Origin of the sequence: Sphingobacterium sp. DR205 (assembly GCF_011064245.1) — a bacterium.
Taxonomy (GTDB): Bacteria; Bacteroidota; Bacteroidia; order Sphingobacteriales; family Sphingobacteriaceae; genus Sphingobacterium; species Sphingobacterium athyrii.
Map to the genome: position 1 here is coordinate 4,200,748 of NZ_CP049333.1, position 20,995 is coordinate 4,221,742.

The window sequence follows — 20,995 nt, forward strand, 5'->3', positions numbered from 1 at the left end:
AAATAATTTACTACAGTGTGATCTCTAAGGGTAAAAGTCTTGAATCCAATATGGCAGCGACACGATGACCTGTAATCTTCATATAATCCGGATTCTGCTCGAAAGCAAAAAAATCCGATACACTTCTTTGTCTGACCAGCATACAGATATCCCACTGTTCGTCCTGAGGACCTATCAAAAAGCGGTCTCCTTTTCCAATGAAAAGAATCTCTCCGCCACCCTGCTCTACAAAAGGTTTGGCAAGGTCTATATAGAGCATAAAAGCTTCGTAACCCGAAATTTCGCTGGCAGGTGCAATTTCAGGAAATTCGGAATAATCAGCAATTTCCTTTAAATGTATCAGATTTAAATTTACGATTGCTCCTTGAATATTTTTTAACATAAGATCCCGGCCGGCTTCGTAAGTTGGATATAAATAGGTGTTGCTTCCCATATCAGTATATATTTTTGGCTTTGATTTGCTCTTCTTGCAGATCATTTCTAGCTTTCTGCAACTTCTTTTTATAGTCTATGAATTTGTTCTCTTCCCATGGAACAATGATCGCATTTTCAAAAACGAAACTCTCCTCTCCTAGCCGGATCCAATCGGACTGTAAGTTCCTGTTATCAAATTTTCCGTTGTTCAGTTCAAACCGTATTCTGTTAGAAAGCGCTTTTAAATTAGTACTCTCTTTGATAAATATTTTATTTTCTGCATTATTCAGAATAGTCAATACACCCATTAACGGTTTCATCTCTAAAAACTCAGTGTTTAATTTCTTTCTGTACTTTTTGTCCATGCGCATTCATTAAATTTAAAGATCACCTCCTAAAATTTTCAGTTGTCCGGCGAAAACACTCAAGTTTTCTGTTACAATTCCGTTTAATAGTTTTTTGGAGATGTACTCCGCTGTAGTGGTAGCTTCTGTAAAAATTCTTTCTCCGGCAGAAGTTAGTTTTACATAGCTCACCCTCGCATCCCTATCACTATTTTCTTTCTCTACAAGTCCCATTTTCTCCATTGGTAAAATAATCCGCGTAATACCGGAGGCAGTTAACCCCGTATTTTCAGCAAGATCAATTCTTTTTAAACGATTACCAGGTGCATTACTTAAAGTATACAGGATCATATAGTCAGTAAGGCTAATACCATGCAGGCTTAAACCGTCAAACTTTTTCGTAATGACGGATTGAACTTTTAAAATATTGAGAATTATACTTATTTCTTCCATTTTATATTTGTATTATATTTGATTAGTCAAGTATTTTGCAAATATAATATTTTTTTTAAAGTTGGAAAAGGGAATACAGTAGCCTACTATTAAAATTGATCATAAAGGTTATGAAAAGGAAGAGTTCTAGTCCAACTTATCCAACAGGACTGATTTTGCTGATATCGGATAATTTTAGCGATTTTCTCCCGACAATAAAACGATCAGCTGCTATGTTGCGGCTAATTCCTGTGTGCTCTCTTTTCTTCTAAAATATTAGAAGGGATTTACGCTTATTTCAATCATCAGATTTTCAATGTAAAAATAAAATCCAAAAGTATTGCGCATCTTTTTGGGCTCACTATCAATTTTGAGAAATTTCTCGTCCTTTATTTTGTCATAGATTGAACAGACCGCACTCTCATCTTCTTGGTAAAATCCAATGTGAAAGTTGGCGGGATAATCCGGTATACTCTCCTCATTGTTCATGACTTGTCCCCAAATTACCAGTGCAAAGCTTCTATTATTCTGCATAACGGCCATCTTGCTGTTACGATTGGTAATTAGTTCAAAACCCAAATGCTTTCCGAAAAGTTCGATTGCTTTATCAACATCTTTCACAACCAAATTTATATGATTTAACTCCATGTTTCTATTTTTATGATTTGTAAAACAAAGTTAATCAACGGATATAGTTGTCAATTGTATAAATCGGTCATTTTCATTTTTTTTTAAGACAGTTGGCTTTGATCCTGAAAATCTCCTTACCACCCTGATAAAATGGGATTGGTCAGCGTAGTCCAATTTAGGATAAATATCACCGTCCTTTATATGTTTAAGAGAATTCGAAAACTTGATAATGTCGATGTAGGATTTTAATGTGATGCCAAGCCACTTTCTGAAGTAACGATTAATCTCCCTGCTATTCCATCCAGTTGTTGCTGCAAGAGTTTCAACCTTAATTTCTCCCTTAGAACGCTTGATAAGGTCGAATAGCATTACTTTATAATCATCAATTGGATCAAGTTTTAAATGTTGTAGCATACTGCATGTCTTTTTGTAGAAGGCATCAAAATTATCCATATCCTCCCTGCAAAACCCCATAAAATTCGCTGCCACGATTATCTTTTTATTTAAAGAATCCGCAAACGAACGTTTAAAAATATATTCCGCCGCTAAGGGATAAAAGCTTACAGCAAACATTTGTGATTTGGGAAATGGAGGTTTCAATACAGGCGCATTGCAAATACCGCTTAGAAAAATTTCAAAATTCGAATCCTTATCTAAATAAAGGAACAGATCAATTTTTCCATCTGGAAGTACAATCCCTTCTACGGGATCTTCTGAAAGATTGCTTACCATCCAAACACTTTCAATGAGAAAATTTAAGCACTCTGGTGGCTGCAAAGAGACGTATTGTAAGTTTGTTTGCAAAAGATATGTAAATTACTTTTATTAACAATCAAGTAAAATCTGACATATTTCAGTCTGAATGAACAAATTTAGCGAATTTGTTATACCGAACCACATTTTTCTCCTAGGCAATTTATTTTGAAAATTCTGAGTTATATTCATAAATGTCCTCGCTACAATTTATGTGAAAAAGAAAATACAATGCACTGGTAAATAACAATAATTTACTTCTTGTCTACCATAAAATCGCAATATCAACTTTAAACTCTTCTACCCAGCTTTAGGCCAATTAATCAATCTAATAGATACTGCTTATAGCTTAATAGAAGAGCCTTCAGTAATCGATCTTATTTATTATGGCTTTAGCTTTCATTTCATTTCCATCTTGAAAAAGCAACTATTTTACTTCTTCACTTATTACTATCATATCTCTTGCCGTCTCATCAGCCAATATGTCCGTTTCGCGACAGGAAATATATAAACTGAACTGGATAAATATTCTTTTTGCATAATAATTTTAAAAGGAGAATATAAAAATGGGCGTCAGGTTATCTTTTTCACTACTACTGTTATCTAGTGTCCTATTCAATCAGGTTAGAGGACAAGAAAAACTTAATCTAAAACAATGTATCGAATATGGACTAAAGAGCAATCCGTCTTTTACGATTTCCCAAAATGAAAAAAGAATTGCAGACGCTAAAGCAAGAGAGGCATTATCAGGTTATTTACCAAACATCAGTTTTTCGGGGGGAGTTGATGATAACCTCAAAGTACAAGAGCAGATTATTCCTGCTGGATTATTTGGAGACCAGGATATCAGAGTAGCTTTTACCAAACAATTTAATACGACAGGTTCATTACAGTTAGAGCAGGCCATTTTTGACCGGTCATTGATTGTTGGCCTAAAAGCCAACAAATTGGTAAATCAGCAGGCCGAATTAAATCTTCAGAAAAGTAAGGAGACGATCATCTATAATATAAGTTCTGCCTATTATCAGATATTTACCTACCAGCAGCAGTTGGAACTTCTTAATCTGAATTTGGACACCTACAGCAAGCAGCTACAAATTGTCGCTCTAAAAGTTCAAAAAGGCGTCGCACTTCAAAAAGACAGGGACAAAGTTCAGGTTGACTACAACAATACTCTTTCCCAGATCCGCGTAGCAGAAACCAATATCACATTGGCAGAAAACCAGCTCAAATACGAAATGGGATTTCCAATGCAGGAGAAACTTGAAATTGAGAAGCTGGACACAGAAAGCAAAGCAATACCTTTAGACACCGCAAACGATTTTAAACCCGAAAATATTACCGAACGCAGCTTAGACAAGGTCAGTGCGGATCTTCTCAAAATTGAAGAAAAACGCATACTTGCCGGATATTTACCAAAGCTATCGGGTTATGCCCGTTATGGATGGAATGGCTTTGGGGACAATCTGGGACAGTCATTTAGCACCCTCAGTGCATTTTCATCCATCGGGTTAAAATTGACAGTACCTATATTTGATGGATTCAAAAGAAATTCTCAGTATAAAGAAGCTCAGCTTAAATATGATAATGCCCTGCAAACCAACAAACTCAACGAAGGCAAGTATCGGTTAGAGTTTGAAAATTCTGTATCAAAGCTCTTCAAAGCAGAAAGCAATATGGAGAACGACAGGCGTAACATGGAACTTTCCAGGTCGATCTTCAGTGTTACGGATCTTCAGTATCAGAAAGGGGTTACCGATATGAAAGACTGGCTCGATTCCCAAAATTCACTAAAAGAGGCCCAGAACAGCTATCTCTCTTCCCTTTATAGTTATTACCAGTCAAAGGTCGATCTGGAAAAAGCAAGAGGTACCCTTACTAAATTTTTTAATTCATTATAATCAGATCGTATGAAAGGCAAATACATCGCTATTGGGTCAATTATTATAATATGTGGCTTAATCACCTATAAGCTCGCTGCTAACAAGGAAGAGCTGGATACAAGAAAGAACCAGACAACAGTATCAGAAGTCAATATCCCTGTAAAAGTAGCTACAGTAAAGGACAGCCTATTGGAATTCAATATTACTAAGACAGGTACTATCATTCCATTCACAGAAGCTAAGGCGCTGGCTCCTGTAAGTGGAACTTTAAAAAACATCCGGTTCTCGCTTGGCAGCAATGTAACAAAAGGGCAAGTCCTGGCTCTTGTTGACGACCGCGCTGAGCAGCTGGATCTTCAAAAAGCAGAGCGGAATGCTGCAAAGTTAAAATCGGACCTAAATACATATACGGAACTGCTATCTGGAAATGCCGCTACCCGTGAAAAAGTAGATGAAATAAAAGCGAATTATCAGGATGCCATGACCCAGGTCAATGTGATCAGAAAGAACATTTCCGACGCCACCATTAAGGCTCCTGCAAGCGGAATGATCTCAATCAAGCAAGTCGAAGAAGGAATGTATGTAAATTCCGGAAATGAAATTGCAACCATTGTTGATATTTCAAAAACCAAGGCCAGGGTTTTTCTTTCGGAAAATGAAGTCTATCAGGTCAGAAAAGGACAATCAGTGGAGATCACGACAGATGTACACCCAAATATTACTTTTAAGGGGACCGTAGATTTTATAAGTCCCCAGGCAGATGAAACAAGAAGCTATCAGACAGAAATCTTAATCGACAACCAGTCCTATTCTTTATTTCGGTCCGGGACTTACATAAACCTAAAATTCTTGGGCGGTAAGAGCAAAAAAACTTTATTAATTCCAAGGGAAGCTATTGTTTCAAGCATAAAGGACCCTTCAGTTTTTATTGTTGGTAAGGGAAAGGTTGAAAAAAGGGATATCAAAACCGGGAGGGAAACCGGGGGGCTGATTCAGGTTATCAGTGGTCTTAAAGCTACAGACAAAGTGGTGGTATCCGGACAGATCAACCTGAAGTCGGGAAGCAGAATAAAAATCAGCCACTAAAATTACAAAAGATGTCAATAACAGCAATAGCCGTAAAACGGCCTTTACTCATCGTCGTTATTTTTACCGTGCTTGCACTTTTCGGTGTGCAATCCTATTTAAAACTCAACTACAACCTGCTGCCAACGATGGATATTCCCACAGTGTCAGTAAGTGCAATTTATAGAGGCGCCTCTGCAGCAGAGGTGGAAACTTCCGTTACCAAAAAGCTGGAAGATGCATTCGCTTCGATTGAAGGGCTGGAAACGATTTCCTCCTCTTCCCAGGAAGGGGTTTCACAAATTACTGTCACACTTAAGAGTGGGACCGATATTGACGAAGCAGAAAGAAATATCCAAAGGAAAGCCGACCAGATCCAAAAAGACCTGCCCAGGGACCTGGACCCACCAACCGTACAAAAGGTAAACCTGGAAGAATTACCGGTCATCAAAGCCGGCATAACTTCCGAGATGTCACCAAAAGCGCTCTACCAACTAGTTGACCAGCAGTTACTCCCCATATTACAAAATGTAGATGGTGTGGGGCAGGTCAATATCATCGGTGGGGACGAACGTGAAGTACAGATCAACATCGACCGGGAAAAGTTAAAGTTTTATGCGCTGACCATTACCCAGGTCTCCAGTGGGGTAGCTGCGGCCAATCAGTCCTTTCCCGCCGGACAGATCAGGACAGCGGGTGAGCAGCTCTCCATTCAGTACGATGCCAATATATCTTCCCTTGACCAGTTGAGAAGTTTAATCATAAAACAGCTTCCCGACGGAGGTAATGTATTATTAAGAGATGTCGCCGAGGTCGTGGATGCTACAGCAGAATCCACCGCAATAAACCACATCAACGGACAGCCTTCAATAGGAGTACAGATCATTAAGCAGTCCGATGCCAATGCTGTCAATGTAAGCCGCGAAGTAAAAAAAGCATTTGATAATATTGAAAAGCAGTACGCTGCGAAAAAGCTCAATTTTGTTATATCTACCGATCAATCGACCTATACATTACATGCTGGAGATGAAGTCATGTTTGACCTTATATTGGCAGTTCTTATTGTTGGCATTGTCATGCTGGCATTCCTGCATAGCTTCAGAAGTTCAATGTTTGTGATGGTAGCCCTTCCCTCCTCCATCATTCCAACATTTATAGCGATGTATGTTATGGGGTTTTCGCTGAATCTGATGACCTTAATGGCGATGTCTTTGGTGGTAGGTATCCTGGTCGATGACTCCATTGTGGTCCTGGAAAATATATACCGTCATCTGGAAAAGGGAAAAGATAAGCGAACTGCTGCGCTGGAAGGACGGAATGAAATCGGGTTCACAGCACTTTCGATCACATTGGTCGATGTGGTCGTCTTTTTGCCTCTTGCACTCTCAAGCGGATTGATCGGCTCTATACTGAAGGAATTTTCTCTGGTTGTCGTAATATCCACACTGATGAGTCTTTTTGTGTCCTTTACCATTACCCCACTATTGGCAAGCCGATTCGGGAAGATCGAAGAATTGGATAAAAAAACACTCTGGGGACGGATCAATCTGGGATTTGAAGGTATGATAGATCAATTGAAAACCTATTATGGTGAAGTACTTGGAAAGGTTCTTCATAAAAAAAGATGGTTATTTTCTCTTGTAATAATGATGCTGGTAGGTTCTATAATGCTTGTCGCAAAGGGATTTATAGGCTCCACATTTATACCCACAGGAGACCAGGCTGAGTTACTGGTCAGTTTGGAGCTGGCCCCCTCAACCTCTCTTTATCAGACCAACATGACGACCGAAGAAGTCGAAAAAATCATCCTTTCAAAGCCCGAAGTCAAAAATGTCTTCTCAAGTATAGGTTTTGTTTCGGGAAGTGTACCGGGTTCATCAAATAACAGCAATATGGCGGAACTTACAGTTTCCCTGGTTGACGGTAAAGAAAGAACGGTCAGCTCTGAAGAATTTGGCATCGAGTTAAAAAAAGAGCTCAGTGAAACGATTCCGGGCATGAAAGTTTCTGCTTCACCAACCTCCATCACCGGGCAGGGAAGCCAGGCAGCTATTCAGGTCACAATAAAAGGGATAGACCTGAAAACAGTCCGGAAAGTTGCAGAACAATATAAGGCGCTGATCGCCACTGTTCCGGGAACCCAGTCCGTTGAGCTGTCTGTAAAAGACCAGAAACAGCAAATTGAAGTGGAACTGAACCGGGAAAAAATGGCGGTCTTGGGCCTGGATGCCTCACTGGTCGGAAATGCGCTGCAGAATGCATTTAGTGGAAATTCAAATGCAAAATATAAAGAGAATGGAAATGAGTATGATATTCTGATCAATCTGGACCAATTTGACCGCTCGGATATAAGCAATGTTAGTGAACTCTCTTTCACCAGCAATAAAGGCCAAAATTTCACACTCTCCCAATTTGCCACAGTCTCGGTCGGAATGGGAGAAACCGTCAGACAGCGCATCAACAGGTTAAACTCCATTACCGTACAGTCCCAGGTTGTAGGAAGACCAGTGGGAACGGTCGCAGATGAAGTGAAGGAAAAGCTTTCAAAAACTAAAATTCCCACTGGAATTGCCATAGAGTACGAAGGGGATATTAAAAATCAGGGTGATGCCTTTGGTAGTCTCGGGATTGCGCTGTTAACTGCCATCATTCTGGTTTACCTAATCATGGTGGCTTTATATGAGAGCCTGGTATATCCATTTGTGGTTTTATTCTCCATACCTGTAGCATTGATCGGAGCGCTGCTAGCCCTTGCCCTGACCATGGAAACACTCAATGTATTTTCTATTATCGGAATGATCATGCTGATGGGGCTTGTGGCTAAGAACGGGATTCTGATCGTGGATTTTACCAATCAGCTAAAAGGTGAAGGTCTTTCTGTTGAAAAAGCCCTGAATGAAGCAGGAAAAGAACGTCTGCGTCCTATTCTAATGACAACACTGGCGATGATTTTAGGAATGTTACCCATAGCGATGGCGTCTGGACCGGGATCCGAGGTAAAGAACGGCATGGCCTGGGTAATTATCGGGGGATTGACAAGCTCCATGATCTTAACCCTTTTTGTTGTCCCTTCCATGTACCTGATCGTTGAAAAAATTAAAATGCGCTCTTCCAAAAGAAGAAGTTAACACTGGCACATTAAAAAATAAATAATCTAAAATAACTCATTGCAATGAATTCAAAAATAAGCTTTTTTTTATCGCCCGTATGTCTTTTAATGAGCATCAGCACTTACGCTCAGGTAAAACAGGCCCAGCTGGAAAAAGAGAAGATCGATTCCATAAACCTTTCTTATATAACAGAGGCAGCCGTTAGAAATCCAATATTACGTCAGATCGTCGTATCTACCGAGGTTACAGGAAATAGTACGATTAAAAGTGATCTGTACGGTAACAGGCTTTTTGAGGGCAAAGTGGCTCAATCCAGAACAAGCGCCCTTCTTACTCTCCCTTTGGCTTCCTGGGCGAAAAACTCCATAACCGGTTCACTTCTATTTGAACATTCCGAATTCAGCTTGTCGGACGTCAAAACCGCCAGTCCGGAATATCAGGGTATTTTTCAGGATCCTAAATTTAGCCGTAATACGGTCGGATTTAATGGCGGCTACCAGCGGATAGATTCGCTGTTCGGCCGTAATGTCGTATATGCCGCCAATGTCAATGGCGTCACGGGGAAAACAGGAAGCATTCAGCGGGTGAATTTTCTTGGAACGGTGATTATAAACCTGAAACAAACGGCGACAACAAATTTATCTGCGGGACTTGTCCTGAATATTGACAGGTCAATAAATATTCCTGTATTTCCAGTTGTTACCTACTGGCGGAAATTCTCAAACGGCATGGAACTCAACGTAAACCTGCCACAGCAGGCTTATCTCCGAAAGGACTTTAACAGTAAATTTTCCGGAAGCATAGGTACGACCATCAGTGTATCCAATACTTTTTTTGAATATACAGATCAAAATATTATTCCCCAGAATTTTAATTATACCGTATTGGCCCTTCAAAATGGAGTAGGTATTGAATATCGACTTGCAAAAAAAATCATGATCAGTCTGAATGGAGGAATTCAGAATCCGCTCTCGGCACGGGCTTTTGAGGTCGGAAAAAATTCAGCGGACTACTTTATCAACAATAAAACAGGTGCAAGTCCTTATGTAAAACTGTCTGTATCATTGTTGCCCATATTTAGGTCTGTCTTCTGAGCAGTAGACGGATTCAGTCATCCTTAATCTCTATCTTTGCCTTATGATCAACAAGCCAAATTATAAAATTTCATCCATGCTGAACTGGTTGGTTGCTGTCGTCGCTGGCGTGGTAGTGCTGCTTTTTCAGCTATTGGGGGATAAAAATAATTTCTCCCCTTACTTACCTTTGATGGGATTTATTATTGTATTTGTCGTCAGTACGGTAGATTTTCATATCGTAAAAAAAATAAGAATTGATCCCGATAAAAAATATGAATGGTATCTGTTATCCTATTTATCCGGCGTAACCACTTATCTGATATGCTGGCCACCTTTTAGCATGCTGCTTAAAATAAAATGGGAATATGATAATTTCAGTTTACTTTTTTCTCTGGCACTCTCAAGTATTATTTTAAATACCGCTATACTGCTGATCCAGCATTTTCTGCTTCTTCAACAGGAAAAAGCCAGAGCAGAAGTTGAAGTATCGTTGCTCAAAGTAGCCAATGTAGAGGCGTCAAATTTATTGTTGAGACAGCAGATACAGCCCCATTTTTTATTTAATTCTTTAAGTAATTTAAAAGCCCTGTACAAGGAGGATCCTCTGGCCGGCGAATCTTATATTGTCCATCTTGCTAATTTTCTGAGGATCTCCGTTTCCAATCAGAACAAGAAGATAGCAATGTTGACCGAAGAAATTGATTTTTTACATGATTATCTGGAAATGCAAAAAATAAGGTTTGGGCAAGCCATACAGTTCGAAATTATTGTACCGGAAAGTAGTCTATATCAATATTATCTTCCTACGTTTTCATTACAGTTGTTGTCCGAAAATGCCATTAAACATAATGAACTTACCAATGAAAGTCCCCTGAGGATCAGGATATCCAGCGAAGGAAACAGGATTACGGTCTTAAACAGCGTAAGAAAGAAACAGCACCCCGAGGTTTCTACAGGACTGGGACTCGCTAATTTGAGCGAACGCTATCAATTACTTTCCGGTAATGCCATTGAAATAAAACAAACTGAAGATGAATTTTCGGTAACCCTTACACTACTGACCAATGAAAATATTAATAATTGAAGACGAAAAAGCTGTTTCAAACGACCTACTTTCCACGATTAAAAAGATCTGGGAGGGCAGGCCACAGCTGAACATCTTTCAGGTATACTCCGTTAAAGAATCAATAAATTATCTGGAAACTGAGGAAATACCGGATCTTATTTTTAGTGATATCCAACTTGGGGACGGAACCTGTTTTGAGATATTCAGGCAAATAGAAATTAAATCACCCGTAATTTTTTGCACTGCATACGACGAATTTGCTATTCAAGCATTTAAGGCTAATGGAATTGACTATATCCTAAAGCCTTTTATGACCGAAACCATCAGAAAAGCTTTAGATAAATACGACAATCTAAGAAAACTGTTTAGTAATAACACTTCTGCACCTAACTACGAAGGTATTCTGAAATTATTAAGCGAACCCCGTGAAGAAAACAGGGTGGCATCTATCCTCGTGTATATCAAAGACAAAATTCTTCCGATTAAACTGGAAGATATTGCTCTTTTTTTTCTGGAAGAAAACGATATCTATTTACTGACTTTAGATGGCAAGAAGTATTCTTCTAATAAAAGCCTGGATGAGCTGGAAAAAATTACAGGGAATTATTTCTTTAGGGCTAACCGGCAGTTTTTAGTTTCCCGGAGTATAATTACTTCGGCCCATAATTTCTTTTCCCGTAAACTCGCGCTAAATCTTAGCATTCCATTTTCCCCACAGATTATCGTCAGTAAAGAAAAGAAAACAACGTTTCTGGATTGGCTTTCTCAAGTAACTAAATAATAAAAATTCTGAACTAGTAATTACTTCTTATTAAATAACGCAACAAATAGCCTTAGACGCGTATCCATTATAGTTGTTACTGGTGCGGGCGCTTCATTAATGAAAGATGTGATCGATCAGAGAATCTCCCAGGAGGTGCTCAGTGAAACGTATACTTTTTGCAAAAAAAGTTTTATTGATTCTCCAAAAGACGTAAAAGGCCTTCCCTCGCTAGCAACACTCCCTGAGCCGCTAGATACAGATAAGGATGGTTGCCTGATACCTGGAAAAAGAAGTACGGAGTGGAGCCAAGTGACCGTAATAACTACGCTAAAACGGATTATACAATGCTGGAAGTATATCTAAACCGTGTACTATTGGACACAAAGTAAAATAATAAAGATGTTGTTTTTTTGCTTATAAAATCATAGTCGGAACTATGCAGCACAACTTCAAAAGAAAAATGAACTGTATCCATTTTACGCTAAAATGTAATTTCTAACGCAATGACACAGTTCACTTAAAAACCTATTCTTTTATCATATCTTCTATTTGTTTCATAAATTTATCAGAACTATAATCTGCAAAACCTTCGTGATGAAATCTGATGTTACCCTTCTTATCAAGCACAACGGTTGTAGGCAATGCCCCTTTGTAGATTACATTGGGGACATTACCTGTTACTTTGAAAAATGGTATCGAGGAATTTTCATCTTTTAGATACGCATGGGCCATTGCAGGATCTTCGTCTTCATTGATGGTCAAAAAGAAAACCTTTGGATGGTCTTTAAATTTCGTATAAAGTTTCTCGATAGAAGGAAATTCGGCCCGACACGGTGGACACCATGATGCCCAAAAATTAATAAACACCACTTTACCGCGAAGAGAGGATGTATTTTGAACAAGGCCCTTTTGATCTTTGAACTCAAAGTCAGCAGTTGTCTCTGCTATCGTATCAGGTTTTTTCTCTTCCAGACTGGCATTAAAAATACCGGTCTTCATAAATTGCCGCAGCATCCACGATTTCGCGTCGGGGCTAAGAAACAACGTAACGATAAGTATACCCATAAAAATAGTGAAACCATTCTTTTTGATACTTCCCAAAAGTTTACTTGTTGCCGACTTTTCGTTGAGAAGATCTTTGTTATCTGACATATATATAATATTTATAATTACGGATATTTTTTTCTAGTTACTTTCAATTAATTCATTTAAAGCTTGAACGATTTCGGGACTGCTATAATCCCGCCCTCCTTCCAGACGATTGATCATATCTCCATTTTTGTCCAATATAACCGTGGTCGGAATTGCACTTCCCAAAAAGTTGGCGGGAATACTGCTCTTGGGGATATATACCTGCAGGTCATAATTGTTCTTTTCCATAAATGCTTTGGATTTCTCCATTGTTCCATCCACATCCACCATCAAAAACACAATATTGTCATTGCCTTTGTAATTTTGCTTCAGCTTGTCAATAGAGGGCATTTCATGGATACAAGGCGGACACCAGGTAGCCCAGAAATTAATAAAAACAACCTTACCTTTGAGTGACTTTAACGATACTGCATCACCATTTTCATTTGTAAATAGTACATCCGGTACAGCAGCTTCCGTATTTTCAAGTGTCATTTCTTCCGCTACGCCGATAGATTTCGATTGCTTTTCTTTTCCCTGCTGGCTGCATGCCACAAAGCTAAAGCTCAGAACCATAACAAAGGTTGATACAATTCTTGCCCGTGTATTTGTTTGTATTTTCATCTCTAAAAATGATTTAGTTAATTTTTCCATCCTCAATCTCCTCAGATGGCTTCGTAATAATGTGATCGTCCACCGAAAGATTACCAAAAACTTCTACCAGACCGTCCAGCTGAATACCTTCTTTTATGCCGATTCTTTTTACCGTCTTGTTGTTTAAGGTCAGCACATAAGTTCCTGACTGCGTACTTAAAATGCTCTGGGCTGGCACCCAATAGGAAGGATTTTTTCGCTGTAGCTTCAGTTTTACCTGCGCATAGTCACCTCCCTGAAGCTCTCCTGAATTATTATTGACATCAAACTCCAGCTTTAACGAACGATCCTGCTGATCCAGCAGTCCTGATGTTCGGGAAAGCTGCGCCGTGAAAGTTTTCCCGGGTTGTGAGCTCACCGTAAATTCGGCCTTTGCCTCTTTACTTACCGATGCTGCATGCTTTTCTGGCAATGACAGTGTCAAACGGAGCTTATTGCCCTGCGCCATCATAAATAAAGGTTTGTCAGCCCCTGAGCCTACCAGTGCCCCGACAGAAATATTCCGCGCTGTGATCACGCCATCAAAGGGTGCTGTGATCCGCAGATATTGCTGCAATTGCGAAGATTGCGCTGTACCTGCCTTTGAAGCCTGGTAGGCAGATTTTGCGCTTTCCATCAGACTTTTTGCCCGGTCTAATTCGATCGCTGCGACAGCACCTGTTGTTTTAGCGGCATCTGCCAGGCGGTCGTATGCCTGTTTAGCATACTGATAATCACTAAAAATCTTTTGCTCCGTGGATCTGTCAGACAAATACTTCTGATTCATTTCCGGAGCTTCCAGTACGGCTAAGAGCTGGCCTTTACGTACATGATCGCCCAAGTCTACATATAACTGCTTGACGAAACCCTCAACCCGTGCATGGACAACAACCTGTTCGTAGGGCTTTAGTTCAGCCGGTACCGATAGCTCATATTCGGGATTCATGATCTTGACAGGAGCTGTGGGATATCCTTTAGGTTTAATTTGCCTTTTAGTACCCTGTTCGTTTTGATTTCCTTTCTCTGAACAGGAAACGATAAACAATACCAGCAAGCATCCGATCAATAGGGACACTGGTGACTTTTTATTTCTTGAAATTCTATGATACATCTGATTTTGATTTTTATGATTATGATTGGGTCTGCTCTAAATAATACCGGCTTTCCTTGTCGTCAGGATCCAGCGAAGGGCTAACAATAGCTGTTCTGGACATGAGCGAAGAATAGAAATGCGGAAGCAGTAGTAAAATAGTCGCTGTAGATGCTATAAGTCCGCCAATAACAGCTCTTCCCAATGGAGCAACCTGTTCAGCCCCATCACCTATACCAATTGCCATGGGCAACATACCGGCAAGCATGGCAACAGCAGTCATCAATACCGGCCGCAATCGGGACGAAGCCGCAAGCCGTGCTGCATTGGAAGGTTTTAGTCCGAGTTGTTTTCGGTAATATTCGGCCTGGTTCACAAGCAGGACCGCATTGGAAACCGACACGCCTATGGACATGATCATCCCCATATAGGATTGCAGATTGAGCGTACTTCCTGTCAGATATAGAATAATGAGACTGCCGGCAATAACCGCCGGTAAAACAGCAAGTATAATCAACGGAACCTTAAACGATTGATAAAATGCGGAAAGCATGAGGAATATGGCAATAATGGCAACACCTAAACCTGCCAATAAACTTCCTAAAGTATCGTCCAGCAGTTGTAAAGTCCCTTCTGTCCAAACTGTTGTCCCACGTGGCGGTTCCCCGGCATCTTTAATTGCTTTTTTAACTGCAACTGAAGCAGTCCCCAGATCTTTACCATAAATATTTGCCACAATCGTAACATACCGGTTAGGGCCCTTTCGGTTGACCTGTGCCGGTGATGTTACCCTACGGATGGTAGCGACATCTTCCAGTAAAGGTCGCATGCTTCCTTTTTTCAGCGGTAAGGATTTCAGTTTTTCCTCTGAGGACATGATGCCTTCGGGAATCTGTACCTGAACCTGAAATACCAATCCTGACTTGGGATCAACCCAAAGGTTCTTATCCGTAAAACGTGTCGAGGAGGTGGCTGCAACCAAACTCTTTGTAATATCCTGCATGGTCAGGCCAAACTGGCCGGCAAGATCACGGTTCACTTCAATCTCCAAAGTTGGATAGAAAACGGGGTCAAGAATACGAACATCCCGCAAATAGGGAACTTTTTGCAGATTGCTCTCAATCTTGGATGCATGTGAAAATGCGCCCTTTACCTGGCCAGCACCTACTTTTATTTCAATCGGTGTCATTGCGCCCTGACCCATAATTTTTTCGGTCAGTTCTGTCGGTTCAAAATTAAATTTTGAATCAGGGTGTTTTTGAACAATTACTTTTCTGATTTTTTCCTTCAGCTCTTCCATCGATCCACCATAAACAGATTGATCCACAGATACCTGAAGTACGGCCTCATGCGAGGCATTTGTAAATAGAAAAATGGGATTAATCGGAGAGCCTGCAGGATGCATTCCGACGAAGGCAGATGTAATATTGATGCCATTTTCCGGAATCTGGGCTTTTATTTCATCCGTAATATCGCGCACAAGCCGTTCTGTCTTTTCCAATCGACTACCCTGCGGAGCCTGTATGCGGAGCTGAAAATCGCCACTGTTGGATACGGGCATCACATCGGTTCCGACAGCCGTTAAAAGTACGGCAGACACGCCACCGGCCACCACAACATAGCCTATAAATAACAGTACTGATTTTGTTGACCATCTGCGCATCCGATACGAATAGTTTACCCTAAATTTTTCGAAGAAAGCGCGTTTCCGTTGCGTATTGGCAATCACATTATGTTTGTTCTTCATCATCCAATTCGCCAATATGGGCACGAAGGTCTGTGAAGCGATAAAAGACGCGATCATCGCAAAGGCAACGGCCATGGATAGTGGCATGAACATATCTTTTGGAATCCCTGTCATAATAAATGCAGGTGTCAGAACAGCAAGGATACAGAGCAAAATCAATAACTTGGGCGTAGAGATTTCCAACAGCGCATCAACGATGGCCCGCTGCTTGGTTTTTCGCATTTCCATATGCTGATGGATGTTCTCAATGGTTACGGTAGCTTCATCAACAAGAATACCAATGGACAGCGCTAAACCGCTCAATGTCATAATATTGATGGTCTGCCCCATCAGATAGAGCACCAAAACCGCCGAAAGAACGGCAATCGGGATCGTCATGACAACGATAAGTGCTCCACGGGTATCACCCAAAAAAAGCAGAATAATAAGACCGGTAAAAACAGCGCCCAAAATCCCCTCATGGATCAGGTTGGACAGTGATCGTTCAATGTAAGTGGACTGGTCAAACTCATAACGGATATTCACATCTTCCGGTAATTGATTTTTCAACATCGGTAGCGAATTCTTCAGGTTCTGAACAGCATCCAGCGTCGAAGCATCCGCCTTTTTTATAATGGGGAGATAAACAGAGCGCTTCCCGTTGATCAGCGCATAGCCAACCGTCTGATCCGCACCATCCGTTACACTGGCAACATCCCGTACATAAACAGTACGGCCATCAGCTGTTTTCACCGGGGTATTCAGGAACTCTTCCGGATCCCTGGCAATCGAATTGATCGGAGCCATCAGGTTCTGTTCTCCGATACGGATATTTCCTGCCGCAGATGGCAGACTGTTCTTGGTGATCGCCATGGTGATATCCTCTGCGCTCAGACCATTGGACTGCATGGCTTCCGGGTCGACATTGACAACAATAGACCGAATGTTTCCCCCAAAAGGAGCCGGAGCAGTAATCCCCGCTATCTCGACAAACATAGGTCTGATTTTCGTCAGCACCAGCGTCTGTATCTCATTGACCGATCTTTTGTCACTTTCAAACACCAGCTGCCCGACGGGTAGCGAACTACCGTCGAAACGGACAACAATTGGCGGAACCGCACCGGGTGGTAGGAATCCCATGGCCCGTGAAACGGATGTGGAGACTTCACCTGCTGCCTGCGACATATTCGTCCCCGGATAAAAGGTCAGTTTCATCAGCGTCAGCCCCTGCACGCTTTTAAAATCTATATTTTTGACCCCGCCGACAAAAAGCAGTACTTTCTGAAATTCATTGGCCATAAAGCCATCCATATACGAGGGCGATAGTCCACCATAAGGCATGGCGATATACATCGCCGGCAATTCAACCTCCGGAAAGATATCGACATTTATTTTTTTTATGGCGCTATAAGAAAAGATGGTAATTGCCAAGACCATAACCATAATGGCTATCGGTTTCCTTAAAGCAAATCTGATTAAATTCATACGTAAGAATTAAAGGTTGTTAAAGAGAAATTCGAAATCAGCTGTTAACGCTGCTTCTGAAGCTAGAAGAAGCCAATAATCGCGCGAAGCCTGTATATGGATATTCTCGGACTGTTCCAACAGAGTCCTGACCTGCAGTAACTCACTGAGCGTGATCAGACCACTTTTGTATCGTGCCAGATACATGCTGTAGGCATCCTGTGACTGCTTTACGGCCAGTTTCGTCTTTTTAAGCTGCTCAAACTGATTCAAAATTTCGGTCTGCGCAGAAGAAAGATTGGCCTGCATCTCCTTTTCATATTGCGAATGAAGCAGTTTGACTCCTTCAGCTTCCTTAAAAAGCTGTTCTCCTTTAAAATGATTGGTCCGGATACTGGTCAAATTCCAGGTTATACCAACGCCTACAAGAAAATTATTGGTTGAATTGCTAAACCCGTCTTTCCAGTTTCCCGAAACTCTGCCATCAGGCTGAATCCCCGTACCTCGATAAGCATATCCTCCAAGAAGGTTGAAGGAAGGTAATGATGCTCTTTTTTGTGCTTCACCGCTAAGGGTATAATATTCCGATTCTCGATCTAAGGCTTCAAATATGGGGTGCGATGTTTTAATGATGCTGCCATTATTTTGTTGATTTCCTAATGGTTCAATAAAACGAATGGCTGAAGCCGAAAAATCTACCGAATCGCCACCATATAATTCCAATAATTTGATAAAAGAAGCACTTTTAACACCATTCCACTTGTCATATTCTCCCATTGCCTGTACATACGATGATGACGCGAGCAGACTGTCAGCGGCAGGCCGGAGGCCAGCTGCCGAAAGACCAGCGGTTATCCTGCGTATGCTGTCCAGACGCTCTGCATTTCGCTGCGTAAGATTTAATTTTGCATCATTATAAAGTAAATTGATGTAGCGCTCAGATAATATTTTTTTTAGTTGAAGCAGATAGGCATCTTTTTCACTAACTGTTTTATGGAATAGGCTTTTGGCAGCTTCATTGTCTTTTTGCCGCTTTCCGAACGAAAAGATTTCCCACTCAACAGTGGTGGAAGCAAAACTATTTGCAGCAGTGCTGCTACCTGCCACCGGACTTCCTGAACCACTGACGTTAAAAAAGCCCGGCTGTGGAAAAAAGGCCCCGGAACTGCCTTCATAAGTGCCATACGAATTTTGCATCTGCGCCTTCAATTGCGGAAGCATTTCGCTTTTAACAGCTTGCTCATGAAGTTTTGACGCATCTATAGCAGATTGCTTGGCGCCAATACCGGGATAATACCCTGCTATCCTGGGCCATAAAGTACCTAAGGTATTTTCTTTTTGCTGCTGCCCATATAAGGGTAACACAGCAGCAATAGTAAAGCACATGCATGTGATTACTATATGATATTTTATCATACTATTTATAAGTTTATGACAGGCCGCCGAAACGACCGTTTATTACATGAAAAACAATGGAAATACGCCCATTGGAACCTGATAGCCAATAGGTGTAAAGGAAAATAAGAAGGGTATTAAATGATGAGTTTCCGGTATTGCAGAAAGATAGGCAGACGGCCTGATATTTTTAAATTGCCGTACCGGGGATGTGATTTTTCTGCGCCTAATAAATAAGCAAGAAGAAAGAGAAAAGTAGCCGTAAATAAAATTACCGGCGATAGAGTGTTTATATCCAAGGAAATATCCTGGGAGATTTTTGTATCTGCAGTTTCACTGTTGATACATTTCTCCGAACTGTTCCCATAAATACGCACATTTCCTTTTGCCAAGCCTTGCTCCGTATTAACGGGAAGACCGACTAAAGTTTTAATGCTGCTTTTAACAGGACAGGAGGTAAGAAGAACCAGGACTATCGCAGCCAGTACAAGGAAGTACCGCTGATAATTTTTCGGAATATGTGACAAAGTCCTGTTCATAGATCTGCTAAAATACCGCTATTTATTGAAGTATACAAGGAAAGTTTCAGTTTTACCTTACTAAAAAAGCGAATATACATATAATGTACATCCGCTTTTTAGCTATTCCATATGAAATGGACTGCATTTAGTTTTGTCCTGCCAATAATCCACCATCAACAGTCCAGGTCGCGCCAGTTACCCAGCTTGTCTGGTCTGAAAGCAAAAAGTCGATTGTCTTTGCAACATCTTCCGGTTGACCAACACCGCCCAATGGGTGGTAGGCATCAAATGCAGATAGATTCTCCGCAATTTTGTCTTCTGGCATAAAGGTCTTGAAGATCGGTGTCACCACAAATCCCGGATTCACCGAATTGACCCTGATGTTAAATTCAGCTAATTCAATAGCCAGTTGTTTTGTAAGGGCTACCAGTCCTGCTTTTCCAACCATGTAGGCTGATGCCGGTCCTGCTTTTAGTGCATGATGCATCAATGCTGCCCCAATGTTAACGATAGATCCAGCTTTATTTTCTTTCATAATTAAAGCTGCCGCCTGTGTAATGAAAAAGAAAGCTTTGGTATAGGTCTGAAAGCTGTCATAGTCTTTCTCCGTATGGTCAAAGAAAGAGATTGGATTATAATGTCCCGCTCCATTGACCAGATACTTCAAATAAGGCAGTTCATTTTTTAGGTTGGCGTTAAAATCAACTACAGCAGCCATATCGGAAAGATCTACCGAGTAGACCTTAACTGTACCACCTTTGGCTTCCAACTCTTCTTTCGCTTTATTTAAGCTATCAATACTTCTACCTACAAGTGCCACTTCAACACCTCTTCCAATTAATAATTCTGCTGTGGATTTACCTATTCCGGTTGAACCACCCACGATTAATGCTTGTTCCATTTTTATATTTTTTTATATTTCTCGTTTTATTTCCGCCCTGGAAATAGTTTAATTTTTTTTAATAAGATCTTACCTCCGGACTAAGCTCCGTAAGTAAATTCATAGTTTTTCACGATGGCAGGATTAAGACTGTTACCAACGTGACATAAATCCTTTGCTGAATTTTCAATCAATTCCTTTTGTTCTGCGGTATAAGCTTTATCGAAGAACAATTTAATATTGATCGTTCCTACCTGTCCACCTTCGGCTGACATTTCATAAGACAGCTCGCTTCTTGAGCCATTTACTTCGAAATCTTTTTTTCTGGCGTAAAAATCAACTGTAGCTAACATACAGCTTGCATATGAACCCATAAGCAGGTCAATAGGACCAAATTTCAGATCTACTTTGATCGGATCAGTGTTCGATGTTGACTTTGTACTTGAGTTATATTTACCTTCGTAGGTAGTTGCTATTACTTGTGACATGTTGTTAAATTTTTATTATTAATACTAATTGATCTTTATTTAGAATGCTAATACGGATACCACCTAAACTTACATCTGTTCCCATCTCCCTAGGTGACCACATAACATTCCTTTTCAACTAAATCTTTTCT

General features: G+C 40.6%; 19 protein-coding genes. 6 read left to right on the top strand and 13 right to left on the bottom strand.

Features of this window, described 5'->3' with window-relative positions; genetic code table 11:
* Window positions 1-10: 10 nt before the first annotated feature.
* The 5 genes from G6053_RS18200 to G6053_RS18220 form a co-directional block, all read right to left on the bottom strand.
* Window positions 11-433: a DUF1330 domain-containing protein gene (locus G6053_RS18200; protein ID WP_165307692.1), complete on the bottom strand. Its 423-nt coding sequence runs from the start codon at window positions 431-433 to the stop codon at window positions 11-13.
* A gap of 1 nt (window position 434) precedes the next feature.
* Window positions 435-785 (bottom strand): GIY-YIG nuclease family protein, encoded by a 351-nt coding sequence (locus tag G6053_RS18205; RefSeq protein WP_165307693.1) that lies wholly within the window; start codon window positions 783-785, stop codon window positions 435-437.
* Between the two features lie 9 nt (window positions 786-794).
* Window positions 795-1,211: a MarR family transcriptional regulator gene (locus tag G6053_RS18210; RefSeq protein WP_108634403.1), complete on the bottom strand. Its 417-nt coding sequence runs from the start codon at window positions 1,209-1,211 to the stop codon at window positions 795-797.
* A 255-nt stretch (window positions 1,212-1,466) separates the two neighbouring features.
* A complete protein-coding gene (locus G6053_RS18215; protein ID WP_108634404.1) occupies window positions 1,467-1,838 on the bottom strand; it encodes a VOC family protein in 372 nt (123 codons plus the stop codon).
* A gap of 30 nt (window positions 1,839-1,868) precedes the next feature.
* A complete protein-coding gene (locus G6053_RS18220) occupies window positions 1,869-2,597 on the bottom strand; it encodes an AraC family transcriptional regulator (RefSeq protein ID WP_165307695.1) in 729 nt (242 codons plus the stop codon).
* 542 nt (window positions 2,598-3,139) lie between these two features.
* Here G6053_RS18220 and G6053_RS18225 point away from each other — a divergent pair.
* Genes G6053_RS18225 through G6053_RS18250 form a run of 6 tightly spaced genes read left to right on the top strand, consistent with a single transcriptional unit; the run spans window position 3,140 to window position 11,554 of the window.
* A complete protein-coding gene (locus tag G6053_RS18225; RefSeq protein WP_165307697.1) occupies window positions 3,140-4,474 on the top strand; it encodes a TolC family protein in 1,335 nt (444 codons plus the stop codon).
* A 9-nt stretch (window positions 4,475-4,483) separates the two neighbouring features.
* Window positions 4,484-5,542, top strand: coding sequence for an efflux RND transporter periplasmic adaptor subunit (locus G6053_RS18230; protein WP_165307700.1), 1,059 nt, complete (start codon window positions 4,484-4,486; stop codon window positions 5,540-5,542).
* 11 nt (window positions 5,543-5,553) lie between these two features.
* Complete coding sequence (locus G6053_RS18235) at window positions 5,554-8,649, top strand: efflux RND transporter permease subunit (RefSeq protein ID WP_108634408.1); 3,096 nt, start codon at window positions 5,554-5,556, stop codon at window positions 8,647-8,649.
* A gap of 44 nt (window positions 8,650-8,693) precedes the next feature.
* The gene (locus G6053_RS18240; RefSeq protein WP_165307702.1) at window positions 8,694-9,725 is read left to right on the top strand and encodes a hypothetical protein; all 1,032 of its coding nucleotides are present in this window, start codon (window positions 8,694-8,696) and stop codon (window positions 9,723-9,725) included.
* Between the two features lie 43 nt (window positions 9,726-9,768).
* Window positions 9,769-10,791: a histidine kinase gene (locus G6053_RS18245; protein ID WP_165307704.1), complete on the top strand. Its 1,023-nt coding sequence runs from the start codon at window positions 9,769-9,771 to the stop codon at window positions 10,789-10,791.
* Window positions 10,772-11,554 (top strand): LytTR family DNA-binding domain-containing protein, encoded by a 783-nt coding sequence (locus tag G6053_RS18250; RefSeq protein WP_165307706.1) that lies wholly within the window; start codon window positions 10,772-10,774, stop codon window positions 11,552-11,554. Before G6053_RS18245 ends, G6053_RS18250 begins: the two co-directional genes overlap by 20 nt.
* Window positions 11,555-12,061: 507 nt before the next feature.
* On the opposite strand, the gene G6053_RS18255 is transcribed toward G6053_RS18250, so the two are convergent.
* From G6053_RS18255 to G6053_RS18290, 8 genes are all read right to left on the bottom strand, one after another.
* Complete coding sequence (locus tag G6053_RS18255; RefSeq protein WP_165307708.1) at window positions 12,062-12,688, bottom strand: TlpA disulfide reductase family protein; 627 nt, start codon at window positions 12,686-12,688, stop codon at window positions 12,062-12,064.
* A 33-nt stretch (window positions 12,689-12,721) separates the two neighbouring features.
* The gene (locus tag G6053_RS18260; RefSeq protein ID WP_165307711.1) at window positions 12,722-13,291 is read right to left on the bottom strand and encodes a TlpA disulfide reductase family protein; all 570 of its coding nucleotides are present in this window, start codon (window positions 13,289-13,291) and stop codon (window positions 12,722-12,724) included.
* A 13-nt stretch (window positions 13,292-13,304) separates the two neighbouring features.
* Window positions 13,305-14,411, bottom strand: coding sequence for an efflux RND transporter periplasmic adaptor subunit (locus tag G6053_RS18265; RefSeq protein ID WP_165307713.1), 1,107 nt, complete (start codon window positions 14,409-14,411; stop codon window positions 13,305-13,307).
* A gap of 19 nt (window positions 14,412-14,430) precedes the next feature.
* Window positions 14,431-17,601: an efflux RND transporter permease subunit gene (locus G6053_RS18270; RefSeq protein ID WP_165307715.1), complete on the bottom strand. Its 3,171-nt coding sequence runs from the start codon at window positions 17,599-17,601 to the stop codon at window positions 14,431-14,433.
* Between the two features lie 9 nt (window positions 17,602-17,610).
* The gene (locus G6053_RS18275) at window positions 17,611-18,996 is read right to left on the bottom strand and encodes a TolC family protein (RefSeq protein ID WP_165307717.1); all 1,386 of its coding nucleotides are present in this window, start codon (window positions 18,994-18,996) and stop codon (window positions 17,611-17,613) included.
* Between the two features lie 116 nt (window positions 18,997-19,112).
* Window positions 19,113-19,514, bottom strand: coding sequence for a hypothetical protein (locus G6053_RS18280; protein ID WP_165307719.1), 402 nt, complete (start codon window positions 19,512-19,514; stop codon window positions 19,113-19,115).
* 127 nt (window positions 19,515-19,641) lie between these two features.
* A complete protein-coding gene (locus tag G6053_RS18285) occupies window positions 19,642-20,397 on the bottom strand; it encodes an SDR family oxidoreductase (RefSeq protein WP_165307721.1) in 756 nt (251 codons plus the stop codon).
* 80 nt (window positions 20,398-20,477) lie between these two features.
* Window positions 20,478-20,864 carry an OsmC family protein gene (locus tag G6053_RS18290; RefSeq protein WP_165307724.1) on the bottom strand — a complete coding sequence of 129 codons (387 nt, stop codon included), beginning with the start codon at window positions 20,862-20,864 and terminating at the stop codon, window positions 20,478-20,480.
* Window positions 20,865-20,995: the final 131 nt, after the last annotated feature.

What these genes read in the sequence shown, in the direction of transcription:
- G6053_RS18200 (WP_165307692.1), bottom strand. Translation starts at nt 433, where the DNA reads ATGGGAAGCAACACCTATTTATATCCAACTTACGAAGCCGGCCGGGAT.
- G6053_RS18205 (WP_165307693.1), bottom strand. Translation starts at nt 785, where the DNA reads ATGCGCATGGACAAAAAGTACAGAAAGAAATTAAACACTGAGTTTTTA.
- G6053_RS18210 (WP_108634403.1), bottom strand. Translation starts at nt 1,211, where the DNA reads ATGGAAGAAATAAGTATAATTCTCAATATTTTAAAAGTTCAATCCGTC.
- G6053_RS18215 (WP_108634404.1), bottom strand. Translation starts at nt 1,838, where the DNA reads ATGGAGTTAAATCATATAAATTTGGTTGTGAAAGATGTTGATAAAGCA.
- G6053_RS18225 (WP_165307697.1), top strand. Translation starts at nt 3,140, where the DNA reads ATGGGCGTCAGGTTATCTTTTTCACTACTACTGTTATCTAGTGTCCTA.
- G6053_RS18230 (WP_165307700.1), top strand. Translation starts at nt 4,484, where the DNA reads ATGAAAGGCAAATACATCGCTATTGGGTCAATTATTATAATATGTGGC.
- G6053_RS18235 (WP_108634408.1), top strand. Translation starts at nt 5,554, where the DNA reads ATGTCAATAACAGCAATAGCCGTAAAACGGCCTTTACTCATCGTCGTT.
- G6053_RS18240 (WP_165307702.1), top strand. Translation starts at nt 8,694, where the DNA reads ATGAATTCAAAAATAAGCTTTTTTTTATCGCCCGTATGTCTTTTAATG.
- G6053_RS18245 (WP_165307704.1), top strand. Translation starts at nt 9,769, where the DNA reads ATGATCAACAAGCCAAATTATAAAATTTCATCCATGCTGAACTGGTTG.
- G6053_RS18250 (WP_165307706.1), top strand. Translation starts at nt 10,772, where the DNA reads ATGAAAATATTAATAATTGAAGACGAAAAAGCTGTTTCAAACGACCTA.
- G6053_RS18255 (WP_165307708.1), bottom strand. Translation starts at nt 12,688, where the DNA reads ATGTCAGATAACAAAGATCTTCTCAACGAAAAGTCGGCAACAAGTAAA.
- G6053_RS18260 (WP_165307711.1), bottom strand. Translation starts at nt 13,291, where the DNA reads ATGAAAATACAAACAAATACACGGGCAAGAATTGTATCAACCTTTGTT.
- G6053_RS18265 (WP_165307713.1), bottom strand. Translation starts at nt 14,411, where the DNA reads ATGTATCATAGAATTTCAAGAAATAAAAAGTCACCAGTGTCCCTATTG.
- G6053_RS18270 (WP_165307715.1), bottom strand. Translation starts at nt 17,601, where the DNA reads ATGAATTTAATCAGATTTGCTTTAAGGAAACCGATAGCCATTATGGTT.
- G6053_RS18275 (WP_165307717.1), bottom strand. Translation starts at nt 18,996, where the DNA reads ATGATAAAATATCATATAGTAATCACATGCATGTGCTTTACTATTGCT.
- G6053_RS18280 (WP_165307719.1), bottom strand. Translation starts at nt 19,514, where the DNA reads ATGAACAGGACTTTGTCACATATTCCGAAAAATTATCAGCGGTACTTC.
- G6053_RS18285 (WP_165307721.1), bottom strand. Translation starts at nt 20,397, where the DNA reads ATGGAACAAGCATTAATCGTGGGTGGTTCAACCGGAATAGGTAAATCC.
- G6053_RS18290 (WP_165307724.1), bottom strand. Translation starts at nt 20,864, where the DNA reads ATGTCACAAGTAATAGCAACTACCTACGAAGGTAAATATAACTCAAGT.